Annotated in this window: 14 protein-coding genes; all 14 read right to left on the bottom strand. The window is 44.3% G+C overall.

Annotated features, from left to right (window positions below):
• Positions 1-65: 65 nt before the first annotated feature.
• Entirely contained in the window at positions 66-2,657 is a 2,592-nt protein-coding gene (locus BLT41_RS14755) for a COR domain-containing protein (RefSeq protein ID WP_092162518.1), read from the bottom strand.
• 171 nt (positions 2,658-2,828) lie between these two features.
• A complete protein-coding gene (locus tag BLT41_RS14750) occupies positions 2,829-5,111 on the bottom strand; it encodes a PAS domain S-box protein (protein ID WP_092162517.1) in 2,283 nt (760 codons plus the stop codon).
• A gap of 44 nt (positions 5,112-5,155) precedes the next feature.
• The gene (locus tag BLT41_RS14745) at positions 5,156-5,587 is read right to left on the bottom strand and encodes an RrF2 family transcriptional regulator (RefSeq protein WP_092162516.1); all 432 of its coding nucleotides are present in this window, start codon (positions 5,585-5,587) and stop codon (positions 5,156-5,158) included.
• A gap of 164 nt (positions 5,588-5,751) precedes the next feature.
• Entirely contained in the window at positions 5,752-7,665 is a 1,914-nt protein-coding gene (locus tag BLT41_RS14740) for a response regulator (RefSeq protein ID WP_092162515.1), read from the bottom strand.
• Between the two features lie 51 nt (positions 7,666-7,716).
• On the bottom strand, positions 7,717-8,082 hold the full coding sequence (gene divK, locus BLT41_RS14735; protein ID WP_092162514.1) for a DVU0259 family response regulator domain-containing protein: 366 nt from the start codon (positions 8,080-8,082) through the stop codon (positions 7,717-7,719).
• A gap of 141 nt (positions 8,083-8,223) precedes the next feature.
• Positions 8,224-8,577 carry a DVU0259 family response regulator domain-containing protein gene (divK, locus tag BLT41_RS14730; protein ID WP_092162513.1) on the bottom strand — a complete coding sequence of 118 codons (354 nt, stop codon included), beginning with the start codon at positions 8,575-8,577 and terminating at the stop codon, positions 8,224-8,226.
• 89 nt (positions 8,578-8,666) lie between these two features.
• Positions 8,667-9,560 carry a universal stress protein gene (locus BLT41_RS14725; RefSeq protein ID WP_092162512.1) on the bottom strand — a complete coding sequence of 298 codons (894 nt, stop codon included), beginning with the start codon at positions 9,558-9,560 and terminating at the stop codon, positions 8,667-8,669.
• A gap of 58 nt (positions 9,561-9,618) precedes the next feature.
• Complete coding sequence (gene hmcF, locus BLT41_RS14720) at positions 9,619-11,013, bottom strand: sulfate respiration complex iron-sulfur protein HmcF (protein WP_092162510.1); 1,395 nt, start codon at positions 11,011-11,013, stop codon at positions 9,619-9,621.
• Between the two features lie 39 nt (positions 11,014-11,052).
• Positions 11,053-11,730 (bottom strand): sulfate respiration complex protein HmcE, encoded by a 678-nt coding sequence (gene hmcE / locus BLT41_RS14715; protein ID WP_092162509.1) that lies wholly within the window; start codon positions 11,728-11,730, stop codon positions 11,053-11,055.
• Between the two features lie 37 nt (positions 11,731-11,767).
• Positions 11,768-11,899 carry a sulfate respiration complex protein HmcD gene (gene hmcD, locus BLT41_RS14710; RefSeq protein ID WP_092162508.1) on the bottom strand — a complete coding sequence of 44 codons (132 nt, stop codon included), beginning with the start codon at positions 11,897-11,899 and terminating at the stop codon, positions 11,768-11,770.
• An 18-nt stretch (positions 11,900-11,917) separates the two neighbouring features.
• Complete coding sequence (gene hmcC / locus BLT41_RS14705; RefSeq protein WP_092162507.1) at positions 11,918-13,090, bottom strand: sulfate respiration complex protein HmcC; 1,173 nt, start codon at positions 13,088-13,090, stop codon at positions 11,918-11,920.
• Positions 13,090-14,142, bottom strand: a complete 1,053-nt coding sequence (hmcB, locus tag BLT41_RS14700) for a sulfate respiration complex iron-sulfur protein HmcB (RefSeq protein ID WP_092162498.1) — start codon at positions 14,140-14,142, stop codon at positions 13,090-13,092. The genes hmcC and hmcB overlap by 1 nt, the downstream gene beginning before the upstream one ends.
• Positions 14,143-14,161: 19 nt before the next feature.
• Positions 14,162-15,826, bottom strand: a complete 1,665-nt coding sequence (gene hmcA / locus BLT41_RS14695) for a sulfate respiration complex hexadecaheme cytochrome HmcA (RefSeq protein ID WP_092162496.1) — start codon at positions 15,824-15,826, stop codon at positions 14,162-14,164.
• Between the two features lie 560 nt (positions 15,827-16,386).
• Entirely contained in the window at positions 16,387-16,902 is a 516-nt protein-coding gene (locus tag BLT41_RS14690) for a hypothetical protein (protein WP_211477666.1), read from the bottom strand.
• Positions 16,903-17,226: the final 324 nt, after the last annotated feature.

Raw genomic sequence — 17,226 nt, 5'->3', positions numbered from 1 at the left:
CGCAATTGTGAAACAGGCACCTTTGCCGTCTTTTAATAATGCACTGATTAAGGTGATATGTTTTTCTATAAATTAGGAATTAAATCTAAAAGTTGATTTATTCTGTCGATGTTAGCCACAGCACTGTCTATCATGTCTAGCCCTCTGGGTACTGATTGAATTGCTTTTCGCGCCCGAGCGTAAAAACTTTCTTTTTCCTTTTTACTATATTTATTTTGCGAAAGCTTCTCGATATCAATCTCAGAAGATAACTGAGCAAGTGATTCCGCATAATCTGGTGCATTTTTTTCAAGTTGACGGAGTAGTGTTACAAATTCTTTGGTGTACTTTTCAATGTCTGGTTTTACGCCGGTCAGTAGAGTTTTTACTTCAACTTTTTCATCCATCCCTTCGGGGTAAAATGTTTTTTCGCCACGGTTCTCTAACATGCGAAGATGTTCATATGGTACCAAGATACTGGGTTGATTGGGTACGGGAACTTTGGCTTCGGCTTTAAGTTCTTTGAAGGACTTGTGGATATATCCAAGGTTGCCTCTAATCTCAGCGATGAAGTCGCGCCTGTTTTCAACTGGTCCGTTTATATAAATTGATAGAGTTTTATCTGATGGGTCAGCACGTACTAAGGCTTTGTTGGTTCCTTCATTGTTTATAAGAACTACACCATTTTTCCAGTATGTTTTAAGGTAAATGTTGTTGTGCATGCGAACAATAAATCTTGATATAATACTCTGAGGCAGAATGTTGTAATGGTAGCTAAGAACTAAGCATTCATCTTCATTCCAGCCCAGTTTGGGTTCGTTAGGTTCAAGGAGTTCCGGTATTAGGTATGTTCCTGCTTCGTCGGCCACAAAGCAAAGTTCAAATTTTTTCATCATGTCGATGATGAACATTTCTTTACCCTTATAGCCGCTTCCGTTGTTCAAAATTTCTTTGATAGATTTTACTGACAGGCTGCCTCGTAGTTCTTTTGCTAAATCTGAATTAAGAATTTTGTATACTCCGCCTGTGACCCATTCTGGGTTTAAAACGGCAGTTTCGCAAAGCCTTGGGTCTTCGCGGAAGCAAAGCACAACTCCTAGATCGTGTAAAAACTCAATAAGAGGACGGTAGTCTTCCTCGGCAACTGTGTTTGCTCCACAAATTTCTTTGTAATCTTTGAAAGTTATATGGTCAGTTGTTTTAGTTTCAAGAGTTTCTTTTGCGTTGAACCATGAAGCGGGCCAAGGGTTTCGTATGTGTGGCATGTCAGCGTATGCTTTACATATGTCGTCTTTAAGTTCTTTTAATCCTGTATCCTCTTTGCATGAAACTTTGTGGATAGAAAAGATGTTGGGGTATTTTCTTAAAAGAGCTTTTTCATCGAGAGATTTGGCTCCTCCATCGTCATTTTTGTTTGAAACTATGATTACCGGAGAGTTTCCGCCAAAGCTTTGGATAGTTTTAAGCCAGTAATCTACTTGTCCGTAGGTATCTTCTTGACGAGCGTCCCAGACAAGAAGGTATAGGCTACGTTCAGTTAGAAAAAACTGGTGAGTGGCGTGCATTACTTCTTGTCCGCCGAAGTCCCACACTTTTGCTGTGATTTCTGTATCATCAACAGTGAGTTGCCAGTCGTCTATATTAATTCCTTCCGTCATCCGCTCTTTTTCATCAAACTCATTGCTTATTAGTTTTTTTGCAAGAGAAGTTTTACCTACACCACCCTGTCCTACAAGTAGCATCTTTCCTTGGTTTAAAGGTCTTGAGTCTGTACGGGATTTTCTCCAAAAATTAAGAATTGCTTGAGCGTCGTTAGTTTCAAGTATTTCAGGAGGGATAGGGATAGGGTTGTTTTTTAATTCTAGAGTTTCTAGCTTAGGTAAGTTGTCCAGCCACTCGGGTAATGATATGATTTCATTATTATTAATAGTTAATATTTTTAGATTTTTCAGTTTGGCGACTTCTTCAGGAATCTTTGTAAATCTGGTGAAAGATAAATTTACTTTTTCTAGTTTTGTGAGCTTTTCAATCCATTTGAACTTTTGTTTAAGATTAATGTCACTTAGGTTTAGTTCTTTAAGGTTTGACAACCCTATTATATTTTCTGGAATATTTGTAAATAGAGCGTAAGATAAGTCAAGGTATTCTAAGTTTACTAGTTTTTTTAAAAAAATTGGTGAGCTTGTTGTAATGTTTCCTTGCAAGTCTATTTTTTTAAGATTTGTACATTTTTCTATTTCTATAGGGACAGATAACAATGGATTGTTATATAGAATTAACTCTTCTAGGTTTTTTAGATTTTGGATATTTTTTGGCAATCTTTTTAGGTTATTACCGGCAAGGAGCAATCTTTTTAAATTTTTGAGGTTCACAATAGATGCGGGGAGTTGCGTCAGTTTATTTTCGAAGAGAATAAGTTCGGTCAGTTTTTCTAGAGTTCCTATTTGTGGTGAAATGTTGGAAATTTTATTCTTAAACAGGGATAGGAGTATTAGTTCTTTTAATTTACCAACTCTTTTAGGTATATTTGAAAGTTTATTCTGAGATAGATTTAAAATCTTAAGGTTTTTAAGTGTGAAGAGCGAAGGTGGTATTTCTGTTAGATTTTTATTACTTAGATCTAGTAATTCCCATTCCTCAACCCGCGCCCGCTCAATCAATTCTAAAACTTCATCCATAATAACCTCTCCAGTATATAAAATTTGCTATTTTTCAATTTGATCTATGTGTTTATCTGTATTGAAAGCGCAAAGCAAGAACTGTCAAAAAAATAGCGGAGGTTATTTTTAAATCTATTTGAGTAGAGACGGAAGAGAGGGGCTATTGTAATGGCTGGGAACGTTCGTAAGTTATGAACTAATCCCCTTTCCATCAACATCTTCACGCGGGAACGCAATGGTGAAACAGGCTCCTTTGCCGTCGCGGGATGCTGCTTGAATTGTTCCTTTGTAATCCTGCACAATACCGTATGATATGGATAGTCCCAGCCCTGTTCCTTTGCCGACGTCTTTGGTGGTGAAGAACGGCTCGAACAGTCTGTCTTGAATTGTTTCGGGGATACCCGGACCTGTGTCGCAAATTTCTATAATTACTTTGGTATTTGTAAAGTATGTAGCGATGAAAATTTTCTTGTCATCTGAAAGCGGACAGCTGTCTGCCCAATGTTCTTCAATAGCGTCTCTGGCATTGATCAACAGGTTGATAACGACCTGTTCCAGACGGTTGGAATCCGCCATGATGAAAGGGAGGTCTTTATCAAGTTCCCAAACTACGTCTATATTGCGTTCCCGCAGTTGCTGACTGAAAAATTCAAAGCCGCGCGTTAATACTTCATTAACTTGCACAGGCATGGTTTTCAGGTCGGCTTTGCGTCCGAATTCACGCATATGGTCAATAATTTTGCTTGCGCGGTCCACATGCGTATCAACCCCTTCTGCCATTTCATGAAGAATTTCAGGCTCAATAGTTTGATTGCGGGAAACTTTACGCATGAGCAGATTGCTGATTGTCTTTAAAATTGCCAACGGTTGATTAAGCTCATGCGCGACACCGGAGGCCATTTCTCCAAGTGTTGTCATTTTACTGGCTTGAATGAGCTGATGCTCTGCTTCGAGCTTTTTAGTCACATCGCTACAAGTCACAATCAGAGTTTTGTTATTGTGAAAATGAGCGGGAGATATGCGCATGATCACGTAAATGTGCTTGTTGGACTTGGTTATTTGAGTGCATGGCCCGATCTCTTTTTTTATTTTCAGCAGATGGTCATAATCCGGGCGTTCTTCTTCTCTGAATAATTCTGTAAAATTTGTGCCCAATATTTCTTCAGAAGAATAACCGTACATGCTGGCAACCGGGTCGTTGCAGTTAAGAATTTCCAGAGTGTCACCGTCAAGCACGAAGACTGCGCCGGGGATTGAGTCGAAAATTGCGTGATAGCGCTGTTCAGAGGCCGCCAGACGTTCTTCGAGTTCTTTTCGTGGAGTAATGTCTATCATCATTTCCATTGCGGCAACAATTTTACCGGAATGATCCATGATAGGAGATGTATACACAATCCAGTGAATAGGTTTTCCTGTTTTTGAAAGCCCGGATTCTTCACTCATGTGGGGTGATAGATCTAAGAAAGTTCTTTCAACCGGACACTCTACACATTTTTTATCGCGATCCTTGTTGATTTGGTAGCAGTGTCTGCCGTCAGGCTTGCCGAAATGTTCCTCATAAGCCTTATTCTGGCGAATAACCCGAAAGTTAAGATCTACAACACTGACAAGGCAGGGCACGTTATGGAACAGGTTACGGTATTCTTCTTTCTGTTTAATCAGTTCTCTATGCTTTTCCATAACCTGTCGGCCCATCATATTGAAAGCTTTGGAGAGGGCGCCGATTTCATCTGATTGTTCAAGGTCTACTTCGACGAATTCTTTGTCGGAACCGATATCTTTAGTCGCTGTAATCAGTTTGCTAATCGGTTTGAAAATAAAATTATAAGCATAGACAATAAGCGCGGCGAATGTCGCCATAAAAACGATCAAAGCAATCGCGATATTCGATTGTTCAAAGGTTGCAATCATGGAGTTTTTCTTTTCCATGGAAACTTCCATATCTAAAAGTCCCAGAAGGCGTTCGTCTTTTGAGTGAATGTGACAAGGCCCGGGTGCGCACCCTTCCGAGTTGGCAATAGGGGTCATGATGCTTATGGATTTTTCGCCGTTAACCGTTTGCATACGGCTGCGTTCGGTTAAGCTCATGGTGACGGGTATCGGGTCGTATTGATGACAGGTCCAGCAGGGAACGGTTTTAAGGTCAACGACAGTGTTAATTTCAGCAGGTTTGTTGGAAAAGACTATTTGTCCTTTTTTATTATATATGCGGATACTTTTGATTTCGCGCTGTTTACTGATGTTCTGGATAACTTCTTTGATGTCTTCTTCGGAGTCGAGCATCATAGCGTAATTAAGGCTCAGCAGAATGGTGTCGGACAGCATTGCGATGTCGGACATGACGTTGTCAGTAATGTTCTTTTTGAAAAAGAGCACGTTGAAGCTTGTCCAGAGCATAACGCTCAGCAGGAGAGTTATGCCGCCTGACAGGATCATTTTCATGATTAAACTTTCGCGCAATCTTTTGAACACGGCACTGTCTCCCTAAGGTCTCGCGATCTATGAGAAGTTTTATTTTATTTCATTCTTTCAGCAGGGCAGAGGTAAGCGTCTTTCATAAGGTCGGCCAGAGAGTATGAGTCGAGCATTTTATACATGGCCTGATTTGCATCATCCCAGATAGAACGACGTAGACACACAGCAGAACGCGGGCAGACTGTTTCATCTCCGACACAGTCGAGAATCTTTTCCTGACCGTCTAAAATCTGGGCTATGGCACCGATGGATATATCTTCCGGTTCACGGAGAAGGATGTTGCCGCCGTTAGGCCCGCGTTTACCTTTAATATACCCGCCTTCTTTGAGCATCTTTAATATTTTTTCAAGATATTTAAGAGAAATACCTTCTCTTCTGGCCGAGTCTTTGCTCGGGACCGGTCCATTCTTGGAGTGCAGAGCTATATCGACCAGCAGTCGTGCTCCGTATCGGCTTCGAGTAGTTAGTTTCATGAAATTTTTCTCGGGTCTGTTATTTGAATTATCGTAAAAATCGTTGTTTATAACCGGCTAATAACAGGAGGACGAAAATAATGAAAGAGGGGAAGATTTCCTTTTATTCTGATTTTAGCTTGTAAAACAGCAGTTTTTTAGAGCTTATTGGAGATGCTTTCAGCTTAAACAGTGTAAGGCAGAGTTATTGTAAAAACGGTTCCTTTGCCCAGTTCAGATTCAACAGCGATTTTTCCGCCATGTTGTTCAATTGTCTGATTGGAGATGAAAAGTCCGATGCCGGTTCCTTTTTTCCCTTTTGAGGAAAAGAACAGAGTGAAAATTTGATCTTTGGTCTCCCGGTCCATGCCCATACCGGTATCTGATATTACGATGATAAGATTGCTGTCTTTCAGCGAGGCGGAAAAGCCTATGGAGTAATTCCGGCCTTCAATAGAATTATCGCAGGCATCAACTGCGTTTTCCAGAAAATTTACCAGTGTTGCAGACATTGCGCTTGAGTCTATTTGGATCGTTCCAAGATTTTCGGGGATATCAAGTGTCAGCTCAAGCCCTGCGGTTTTAGCCTTCGGTACAACAAGCTCCGCTGTTTCGTTCAGGAAGGTGGAGGCATCGATTGCTTCAACTTCAAGTTCACGGGATTTTGCATAGTAAAGGATATCCAACACCATCTTTTTGACCCTGCCGACGGTATTTTTGAGCACCTTGGTAGCAGCATCAACGCGAACCTGATCTTTTTTGCGCAGGCCGGATTCAAGACGATAGATACCGCCGTCCAGAGCTGTCAGCATCCCCTTAACTCCATGTGACATGGAACCGAGCATGAAACCGAGTGACGTCAGATGATCTTGCAACCGGCGGATTTCTGTAATGTCGGTGGACATTTCCATTACTTGTATAATTTTTCCATACGCATCACGTATAGGGGCAGACCATACCAGTACATTTTTATGTTCACCGTTGCGGGTTGTCACAACCGTTTCCATTTGATGAGAATTTCCATCTTGAAAAGTGAGCTGTACCGGACATTCACTGCACGGCTCCAGACTGTGCTTGTAGGTCTTAAAGCAGTGTGTACCGGATGCGTCATCGAAATCTTCTTTGAAGCGGCGATTAACTTCGGCGATGGTGAAGTCAGGATTCTGCACCGAAATATAGCAGGGGGCTTCATCAAACAACCGCTCAAATTTGTGCTGAGTTGTCAGCAATTCATCTTTAAGGCGTTGCAGTTCGGTCATATCCACTGAAATATCGAGAACAAGTTCTATTTCACCCTCTTTATTAGCAATAGGAGCGGTGTAGACTGTGACGGGAATTTCTTCTCCGTCTTTACCCAGGAAAGTTTCTTTGCTGCGCTGGCCCTTACCTGTAGTGAAAGTCTTTTGAACAGGGCAGGCATTACCGGCAGAGGTGCGGTCGGAATAAATGTCGAAGCTGTTTTTACCGACGACATCACCGAGGCGATCTTTGAGAAGTTTGTTTGCGGATACTATTTCGAGGTATCTGTTATGGATGGATACAAGGCAGGGCAGTTCATTAAAAAGACCTGAACCTGTTTCCACTTCACTTGAGGCGCTCGAGAGTGCTGAGCTAAGTCCTTCAACTACCTGACAGGCCGCAGTCTGACGCTCTAATTCAACAATTCTTTGAGTTTTTTCATCAACCAGCCGTTCAAGATTTTCTGTGTATTCACGGAGCTTGCTTTTCATCTGGATTTTTTCCAGAACACGCTCCAATGAAATTTCAAGTACTTCGTCGTTTATGGGCTTGGTTATGAAATCCGCGGCGTCGAATTTAAGAGATTCAATAGCAAGATCTAAATCGCCATGCCCGGTGAGCATGATTATTTCAATTTCAGGGAACTTGCGTTTTACAGTCTTAAGAAGTTCAATGCCGTCCATTTGAGGCATTTTAATATCTGTAAGAATGATGGCTGGCCGGAATGTTTTAAGCAGTTCCAACGCAGCTTGACCGTTTTCGGCAGTTTGGACAACATATCCAAGATCGACAAGTGTGAGTCCGAGAAAGCGTCTTATGCCTTCCTCGTCATCTACAAGCATTAATTTTTTGTTGCCCATCCCATTCCTCCAAAAAAAGTAGCGTAGCCTGCAGCAATATCGCCGGACAGGCTAATCATCAGCGTCGCCAAGGGCTTTTCTGACGATTTCAATAACATCAGTAGGGTCAAAAGGCTTTTTAATCGTCGCTACTGCACGTTTGATGGCAAGATGAATGCCGGATAATCCGCTGATAACAATAACGGGTATATCTGAAAATTGTTCTTCCTGAGTTAGTCTGCGATAGAAGCGCGGACCCCATTCATGCGGCATTTCAAGATCAAGTGTTATTAAATCAGGCTTTTCGGCCATGGCTACATCGAAAGCTGTGAGACCATCAGATGCACGGCAGGTAAGGTAACCGTGGTCTTCAAATACGTTAATCAGGTAGTCGACGATGTCCGGATCGTCATCAACAACCATTATTTTTTTGGGCATGCTTGTCACCTATTGGATTATTTGACGGGATTTAATTCCCGCTATGGAGAAAAGCGGCACCTTACCAGTGAGCCCTTTTAATGTAAATCGGCCGGCCTGCAACTTCGTCGCAAGCCGGCCGGGTCAAGAACTATATAATACTTAGCCGATTGTCTCTTTAACAATCGCGATTAACTGATCAGCATCGAAAGGCTTGGTCAGAGTGGCAACTGCTTTAGGAATTGCATACTGATTAGCATTGAGACCGCTGATTACGATGACTGGAATTCTTTTGAGATCGTCGTTCAAGGTCAGCTTACGGTAGAAGCGAGGGCCCCATTCGTTAGGCATTTCCAGATCGAGTGTGATCAAATCCGGGGTTTCTTTTTCAGCAACTTCGATAGCTACTTTTCCATCTTCGGCTGTCACAGTTTCATAACCGTTATCACCGAATAGTTCGCTCAAGTAGGAACGAATTTCCTGATCGTCATCAACGATTAAAATTTTCTTAGACATAACAATCCTCCTGATGAAGCTAGAATTAACCGGCAAATTATAATTTCCGCAACCGGCCGGGATTGACCGGCTGCGGTTATTGGGTCGTGTTAGACTTTATCCGGCTTGCTGACGCTGACAACCGGACAGTTAGCCCGGACAATGACCTGTTCCACTGTGGAACCAATCTTTGCTTTTTCAGCATCAAGCTCACGAGTGTGATGGGCCATAACAATCAGGTCTACCTGCTTTTCACGGGCAAGCTTAACTATTTCCACGTAAGGAGCTCCTTCCCATACTTCGATATCGTAGTTCTTAAAATCACCCATGAGCGGAACGTATGTTTCACGGATACGTTTGCGGGCAACAATAAGATTTTCTTCGATCTGAGTCTGGTCAAGAACCTTACCGCTGATATCCAGCGCGTGGAAAATGGTCAGTACACAATCAAGCTCGCGGGCTGTGTTAAGAGCAAATTTAAATGCGCTTGCAGCCTGCTTTGAGAAGTCCGTTCCGAACAGGATGCTTGAGAAACCGCCCCAGTAGGAAGCGGACTCACGGTGCACAGTAAGGACAGGGCAGCGGGCTGCCTTGGCTACTTTCTGCAATGTGCTGCCGGGATATCCCCTGTGGTACTTGACGTTATCGCCTGAGCTTGCGCCCATAACGATAAGGTCAGAATCCTGATTACGCGCTTCGCGAAGTATTTCGCGGTGCGGAGCACCTGTCGTAATCACAATTTTGGCATTCTCAGCACCTGCGAACTGTTTAGCGTAAGTGGTCTTGAGTTCTTCTTCAACCCAGGAGATATACTCCGCGTCCACTTCAACTTCTTCGCCTGTGCGAACATCATTTACAACCTGAGAGAAAGCCTTGGTAGGCACTCCCAGAACATGGAAGATCGTTACTTCCGAGCCGTAGCGTTTGGCCATGTCGAATGCTACGCGGGCAGCTCCGAAGCTTGCCGGAGATCCGGTAGTGGCCAAAAGAATTTTCTTAAACATGTGACACCTCGTTCGTTGCGGACTGTTGATGCTACACTCTTGCCGATAAAGGTCGGAGTTACTCTTCGTCCTTTGGCAACATATGCTCGGGCACATCCAGCATACCGATGACCAGTGGTTTGAGGAATGACCAGCGGATGCCGATTTCATATTCTTCCTCAAGGTCCCGAATAGCATCCCAGCAGTTATGGCAGGGGGCTATAACCAGCTTACAGCCGGTATCGAGGATCTGGTCCATTTTTTTACGCAGAGCAACGTTACGCTGCTCACGGTACATGCCTATTCCGTTGAAACCGCCACCACCGCCGCAGCAATAGTTGTGTTCTTTGTTAGGAGACATCTCAACAAAGAAGCCTGGCTCAACAATGTAACTGATAATTTCTCTAGTAATGTCTTTGAGGCCCTGATTACGCACATAGTTGCAGGAGTCCTGCAAGGTGACAGGCTCTTTGATTCTCTTTGCAGGATCAATTTTGAGCTTGCCCGTACGAAGAGCTTCAGCCAGCCATTCAACGTAGTGAATGTAAGGACGCGGAGGTAATCCGTCTGGACGCCCTGTCCAGTATGGTCCTTCGATGACTGTTGCACGATGGGCATGTCCGCATTCGGTACCGATTGCGCGTTTAGGATTTAAACGTTCAATAGCATCGTATACGTTCTGTACGTTGTCTTTGCAGCATTCCCAGTCCCCGGCAAACATGGAAAGGGAAGTTTGTTCCCAGCCTTCAGAAGGCACGGTCCAGTTTTCACCGGCAACATGGAAGAGAATCGCAGCTTCAGCTACGTCTTCAGGGTAATGCTTAGGTTCACGGGCGTTACAGGTATACATGATGTCTGCATCCTGCTTGTCCACGGGAATTTCAAGACCCGGCCATTCTTCTTCGGTTTCTTCCGCCATCCACTCACAGGTTTCAACCCAGTCTTCAGTGGTAACGTCCATCTGCGCGCGGTAAACGCGGTGCATACCGGAACCGATTTTAAGTTCCCATGGAACGAATCCCTGAGAATAAAGAAGGCCTCTGAGGTATGAGAACATAACGCCCATGTCGATACCGTGAGGGCAGTACATTCCGCAACGGTTACAACATGTGCACTGTGACCATGCTACATCCATGCAGTGACGCATGAATTCGTTAGTAACTTTACCTTTCTTTTTAACGATCTGTCCGAGTGTGGACTGGATCTTATAAGACGGAACCTGCTTAGGTGTCCGGCCATTAACTTGATATAAAAAACAACTTTCTGCGCAGAGTCCGCAATGAGCACAGATTTCCAACCAGGTTTTGGTCCTGGATTTCAAGGTCTTCTGTACTAGCGCCCATAGAGCATCGGAATCAACGTCCAGCTCTAACATTTCTGCGTAGTATTTAGTACCGCGACTATCAGAAAGAGTCAGCTTCAGCTGCTCATCTGTTTTAATCGGGGTCTTATTACATAATATTCCTTCAGGCATTGTGCTTCTCCTCTATGAGTCTGAATGAATCTGTTCCTGTTACCAGGATAAGGAGGAACCCTTCATGCCGCCGCGTTTGATACCGTAATCCATTCCGAGCTGTGCGCGGGACATGAAAAACAGAACAACATGGCTGAGCTTCGTGAAGGGCAGGCTCAACAACCAGATTTCACCAGTGATGATGTGGGCGGTAAGCCAGAACTGGTAATCACCGATTGCGTATCTGGCGATAAGGCCAGTGACAAAAGGTGCTAAAGTTATCACCATCATCAAATAATCATATCCTGTGGTGATAATTCTGACTTCGGGGAAAGCAACGCGGCGCAGAGTCAATAACAGACCTGCTACAACGGCCATCCATGTCAGAAAATCAGCTACACCGCTTGGAAGAGCGGGCATGCTGAACCCAAGATTTTCCTGTAGCATCACATTATGGGCGATCAGGAAAATAGGAGTGATCACGACCCCGATATGGAATGCAAAAAACATTAAAGTGAATCCGGGACGAATTCTCCAGACGCGAGCGCCTATAGGGTTCAGGAAGCTGATGATTGAGTTGAACGCACCTTTCAGTCCATAGGACATATGGGCGCGGTAAGCTACTCGGTCAAGCTGCTGGCTGAGGCCCTTTATATAGAGCACGACGCGCACCAACAGGCCACCGAAGCTGACGGCGAACGTCAGCCAGAGCATAGGCCCTGTTAGAAAATCGTACATTTTAATCTCCTCAAGTATCGATCAAACTATTGCTAATTTAATCGTCGTTGTTGTTTCCACCCATCAGGTACTGCCAGAACAGAGTAACCCCGATGAGAGCTCCACCCATGATCAAGTATACGATACCCTTGGTGAAAGTGTAGTACTCTTGCAGGTTGTGTATTTCCATTTGATTTCTCCTAGGCGGCTAGTGTTCGCCTTTGTAGTCAGGATGTTCGAAGAAAATCGGCATCCGGGTGGTAATGAAACGGAAGATAACCACACCGAGAGTAACCACGAAGATAGAGATTCCGATCTCCATCAAAGTAGGGAAGTACCTTTCAGAAGAAGGAAGGTGGTAGTTAAACGCGACCAGTGAAACGTTGAATCTGTTAAGAATGATACCAAGAACAGTTATGATAGCCGCTTTCTTGATAAGGCTCATATTCTTTTCACGAACACCGAGGGCGAATAAGAAACAAGGCAGTACTACGAAACCGATAATTTCAACCATGAACCACAAGCCGTAGCCTGAAGTCAGGTAATGCCAGTTGTTGTCGTATGCCAGACCGATCATCTTGATGGCGAAGTATGCGAAGAGCACCAAGGATGCTGCTTTACCGAATCCGAGAACTACTCCGTCGTGGTGTTTGAGGTATTCCTCATCCATCATGCGGTGCAGTTTTTTATGGGAAAGGGTTCCTTCGAATATTACCATTGAAAGTCCTGCTGCGATACTGGACACAAAGAAGAACACCGGCAGATAAGGTGAGTACCACAAAGGGTGCAGCTTAGACGGTGCGATTGTGTACAGTGCTCCGAGGGAGGACTGATGCAGGGTTGAGAGCACTACGCCGAAGATGGTCATGGCCAGAGTCAGTTTGACTACAACGGCTCTGATTTTCTTCATGCCCAGCCATTCGAACATGGCAGGAGTGAACTCGATAAACAGTACTGTCAGATATAACATAACGCATAAACCAACTTCGAAGAGCAGTGAGGTTGTCCCCTGCTGATAGAAGATGGGGTACGGCAACCGCCAAGGACGGCCAAGGTCGTATTGCAGAGCAAAAACAACCAGAGCATAGCCCAGAAACGCGGTCAGAATTGCCGGACGTACTGCGGAGTGAAAGCGTTTAAGTCCGAAGATGTAGCATGCGGCAGAGGTGGTATATCCACCGGCTGCGAGTGCAACACCGCAGAGCAGATCAAATCCGATCCAGATACCCCAAGGGTTGTTGTCATCAAGATTGGTGACAGCCCCGAGGCCTTTGGTGAATCTGAGAACAGTTATGACCAGACCCATAACAATGATGGCACCTGCAATCACATTGAATGTGTTGATTACAGATTTTGGTCCTGTGTTGCCGGGATTGGACATTAGGATTCCTCCTCGCTGTTTTCTTCCTGCTCTTCTTTGGGAGTCAGGGCATCTTCTACAGCTTTCTTGACCTCAACTTCGATCTGACGCTTGTTAGCGACATCTGCCTTGGTAAGGGCCTCGGAAAGGGTCTTTTCAGCTTGTGCGCTAGCTTGGGCAATAGCGTTTGCAACCGCTTCCTTCTTCTCTTCTTCGGCAACTTTGTCTTTGCGTTTGCTTACAGCATAGATACCACCGAGAAGTGCGGGCCAGAGGCCTGCAACCATGGGTACTGATGCGAGTGCGCCTGCAGTGAGTTCGGGTGCGGATTTGGTTCCCAAATCTTCGCGCATGCCGATCTCAGAGAAAGGAACTCCGGAGAGATAAAGCCAGCTGGTTCCGCCCATTTCTTTCTCACCGTAAATGTGATCAATGTAACGGTCGGGGTTACGCTCAATGCGTTTGCGGGCTATTTTCAGCAGCTCGTCTCTTTCACCGAAAACCAAAGCTTCTTTAGGACAACCTTCAACACAGCCGGGCAGTTTGCCTTCAGCTAAGCGAGGAGCACACATGGTGCACTTCATGACTCTTGGAGTCAGAGGTTCGTCGTATTCGTAAGCAGGGATTTCGAAGGGACATGCTACCATACAGTAGCGGCAACCTACGCAAACGGATTCGTCATAGACGACTGCGCCGTTAGGCAGCTTTTTGAATGCTTTTACAAAGCAAGCTGAAGCACATGCCGGCTCCAGACAGTGATTACACTGCGACTTGCGGAAAAGAGGGCCTTTGGCGCTCTTGTATTTATTAACAACAGTAAGAGTCTTGGCATCGGTTCTGCGTTTTGTGTCCAGCACTGTCAGGTCATCATACTTTTTGTCCGGAGCGGGCAATTCGTTGACCTTATTACAGGCTTCTTCACATTTGCGACAACCTATGCAGCGAGTGGCGTCGAAAAGGACGCCTTTGCTGCCGGGGTAGCCATTGAATTCCTTACTAGCCGAAGCTACACTAGGAATAGAGGCTCCCACACAGGCTGTGCCTAGCATTCCGAGGAATGTTCTGCGTAACATTTATCCGTTCTCCTTCGGGCTAGCCGTTCTTTTTCGGTTCGTGACAGGATGAACAGTCTGTAGAAGCAGGCTTTTTAAGTTCCATGCTTTCGTGACAGGTCATACACTGGCCGTGATAGGCCGCCTTGAGAGCCGGACGTCCGCCCTGTTCTTTAGCTGCAGCATTTGCGTGACAGCTTGCACAGCTCGGAGGTGTCTTGGATGCTGGGCTGTTGTGATGACAGCTTGCACAGACAGTCAGAGGAGTGCTGTGGAACGTGTTGGCCAGGGAATTGCTCTTCATGTTCTCCACCAAAGTGAATATAATCTTACGGTGGGGAAGCTTGCTTTCTTTGTATTCGTTTTCCAGAGCGTTGATGGTTACGAATTCAGGAATGTCAGCAGTTTCGAGCATTGCCGGAGAAGTAGGCCTTTCGATGATAAGGTCTTTAGCAAGCTCAGCCTTGGCGGAGGCGTCAAGAGCTGCCGGGTTGGTATCATCTTTAGGAGCTTCGTGGCAGACAACACATGTTGTTTCGGACTGAATAACCTTTTTAGGCATCAGCTCATGGCAACCAGCACAGTTGGGATCTTTCTGTTTGATGGCGTGACAACCTACACAGCTTTGTGGGCTGTCGGGGTTGTGCATAGCCTGATCGAGAGTAATGAAACCACCGTCTTTAGAACCTTGATCGGTGTGACATTCCGAGCATGATTTCTTAAGAGTTTGATGATGGCATGATCCACATGATTCTGTGACGTTTTCGTGAGCCTTGTGATTGAAAGCGACCGGAGACATCTTGCCTTTGACTTCTGTCTTGGCAGTGGAATCTTTTGGTGCCGGTGCAGTCAGCAGGACAGCATCAGGCTGCTTTCTGGGCAGACGGGGCAATATACCGCCCATTTTTTTCAGCAACTGAGCGTCATCAGCTTTAATGTCTGCTGCTTCGGCGAGGCCATGACATCCGGCACACTGAACGGGGCCGAACTTTTTGGCTTTGGCTGCTGCCAGGTCCAAATGACAGGTTACGCACTGGCTGTGGAAAGCTTCTGAAGTATCTTTCTTCACATCGCCTTCTGGTTTGGCAGTGTGACAGATACCACAGTTTTCTTCCTGTCCTTTCACGTATACGAGCTTCTGTGTTGCTTTATCGTATTCGTGGTGACAGCTTCCACAGTTTGTTTCCTGACCCTTGTCATTTTCAATGATTTTTGAGTCCCAGTGACGGAAATGCAAGGTTTTATCCATGCTCGCTGTTGCGCGTTCCGCTTTGTACTCAGGGTCAGCCTGATGACAACTGCGACATTCTCCGACCTGAGGGCCGGTTTTTTTGCCTGCAGCGGCATCCTTCGCGTGACAGCTTATGCAGCCGTTGTGGTAAATTTCCTTTAACTTCTCAGGAGTGCCGTCCTCAACCCGCATAAATTTAAGCGAGGTGACATCCTTGTTTTTCTGGTGACATGCAGTACAGTCTTTACCCTGTTCTGCCGCCGCCTTGGTGTGTGCATCGTGTAGAAACACGACCGCAGGCAATTCCAGTTTTTGCTGAGCGGCAATGGCGTCGATCATAATAAGATCAGGACGCTGTTTACCTTCACCCTGCGGGGTTCCTACCATACTCATTGCTTCCAAGTGGAAGCCGAGTACCCCAGCTAGGACGATCAGAATGCTGGACAATCGCAATAATTTTTTCCCGTTTGCCATAATTTCGATCCCCTCTCTCAAAGCATTGGACGATGTAGCTGTATGCTCAGACGTCCTTTGTTGCCCCGTCTCGTGATTTCCGGATTCGCCGACTCATATTCCCTCAGCGGGAGCAGCCAGCATTAAAAACCCGGGCACACAGATTCGATGCGCTTCATTCCCTATCTGTTAAGTTGGTATTAATACCTACTCGTTTGATAGGTATTTTTACCTGCCTGTTAGGTATGTTAATATTTGTAGTCTCGTCAAGGGGGGTAGGAGTAAAAAACGCTTCACTTTTAATGTTAATAACCGACTAAAATTGTCTGATTTTAAGTGGCTGTTATAAAAGCTTTTTATTATCAAAATAGGGGGTGTTGGAGTCCAGCAGAGTTGTTGAATTAATTTTTTTACGATTTTTATAATTGTGTAATTGATGTGATTTAAATCTTTTTTTAGTCATAATTTAAAGGTATTATGAGGACATAAAAAAAAGATCCTACGATGATTAATCGTAAGATCTTAAAATTTATTGGTCGAAATAAGAATATTTTAATTTTTAGCCTATGGCCGTAATATAATTATTTAGGGGCTCTATATTTTGAGTCAGCTGTTTTTTTATGTGATGTGTTAGTTGTATGAGAATTACCTGCTAAGCCATTTGTCCTTCTTCTTTCATATTTTTGTGCATCTTTTGAAAGAGGGATAATTGTTACTACTTCTTCTTGTTCGCTATATAATATTTTGTAGGACATCCTACTTCCATCAGCTACAGCTTCTACTGGAGTCGCGACGACTTCCCACAATCCGCATGTAAAAAGATCGGCAACTCCATGAAATAATGCGCGCCCGGCTTTTGCGCCGCCTGAGTAGCCATCAACGAATGAAAAAACATCATATTCAACTGAGCCGTCCGCCCGTTTAACAGTACTGATAGGTTGTCCGAATTCTCCGAGCATTACAGACCTTGGTTGTCCTTCAATTATCATGGACATTTCTTTTCCGTCCGGTTGATTCGCGGCCATATATACTGAGCATCCGCTGATGTTTATTAACAGTCCCATTACAATAAGTGTAAATATAGCATTTAACTTCATAATAATTCCTTTTTAGTAATTAATAAATAATTCAAATATTAATTATCCGTTTATTTATATTATTACGATGTGTCAATTAATATATATTATCAATTTATGCTTTGAAATGAGTGTTTTTTTAATATAATTGATTGGTTATTCTGATTTTAGATAGAACTCTTATAGGTAAACTGGGATTAACTTTTTTTAACCTGCCAATTCATTAAAAACTGAAATCATTGCTAGGTATAGAATATCGGAACTGACAAAAAGGATGACATGATGTGGGTTCATATATAATACTTATTAAAACTCTAGGTTAGGCTTAGTAATATTTCTCCTTCC

Origin of the sequence: Maridesulfovibrio ferrireducens, assembly GCF_900101105.1 — a bacterium.
GTDB lineage: Bacteria > Desulfobacterota > Desulfovibrionia > Desulfovibrionales > Desulfovibrionaceae > Maridesulfovibrio > Maridesulfovibrio ferrireducens.
This window is presented reverse-complemented; position numbering and strand designations above follow the sequence as displayed.

What these genes read in the sequence shown, in the direction of transcription:
- BLT41_RS14755 (WP_092162518.1), bottom strand. Translation starts at nt 2,657, where the DNA reads ATGGATGAAGTTTTAGAATTGATTGAGCGGGCGCGGGTTGAGGAATGG.
- BLT41_RS14745 (WP_092162516.1), bottom strand. Translation starts at nt 5,587, where the DNA reads ATGAAACTAACTACTCGAAGCCGATACGGAGCACGACTGCTGGTCGAT.
- BLT41_RS14740 (WP_092162515.1), bottom strand. Translation starts at nt 7,665, where the DNA reads ATGGGCAACAAAAAATTAATGCTTGTAGATGACGAGGAAGGCATAAGA.
- divK (WP_092162514.1), bottom strand. Translation starts at nt 8,082, where the DNA reads ATGCCCAAAAAAATAATGGTTGTTGATGACGATCCGGACATCGTCGAC.
- divK (WP_092162513.1), bottom strand. Translation starts at nt 8,577, where the DNA reads ATGTCTAAGAAAATTTTAATCGTTGATGACGATCAGGAAATTCGTTCC.
- BLT41_RS14725 (WP_092162512.1), bottom strand. Translation starts at nt 9,560, where the DNA reads ATGTTTAAGAAAATTCTTTTGGCCACTACCGGATCTCCGGCAAGCTTC.
- hmcF (WP_092162510.1), bottom strand. Translation starts at nt 11,013, where the DNA reads ATGCCTGAAGGAATATTATGTAATAAGACCCCGATTAAAACAGATGAG.
- hmcE (WP_092162509.1), bottom strand. Translation starts at nt 11,730, where the DNA reads ATGTACGATTTTCTAACAGGGCCTATGCTCTGGCTGACGTTCGCCGTC.
- hmcD (WP_092162508.1), bottom strand. Translation starts at nt 11,899, where the DNA reads ATGGAAATACACAACCTGCAAGAGTACTACACTTTCACCAAGGGTATC.
- hmcC (WP_092162507.1), bottom strand. Translation starts at nt 13,090, where the DNA reads ATGTCCAATCCCGGCAACACAGGACCAAAATCTGTAATCAACACATTC.
- hmcB (WP_092162498.1), bottom strand. Translation starts at nt 14,142, where the DNA reads ATGTTACGCAGAACATTCCTCGGAATGCTAGGCACAGCCTGTGTGGGA.
- hmcA (WP_092162496.1), bottom strand. Translation starts at nt 15,826, where the DNA reads ATGGCAAACGGGAAAAAATTATTGCGATTGTCCAGCATTCTGATCGTC.
- BLT41_RS14690 (WP_211477666.1), bottom strand. Translation starts at nt 16,902, where the DNA reads ATGAAGTTAAATGCTATATTTACACTTATTGTAATGGGACTGTTAATA.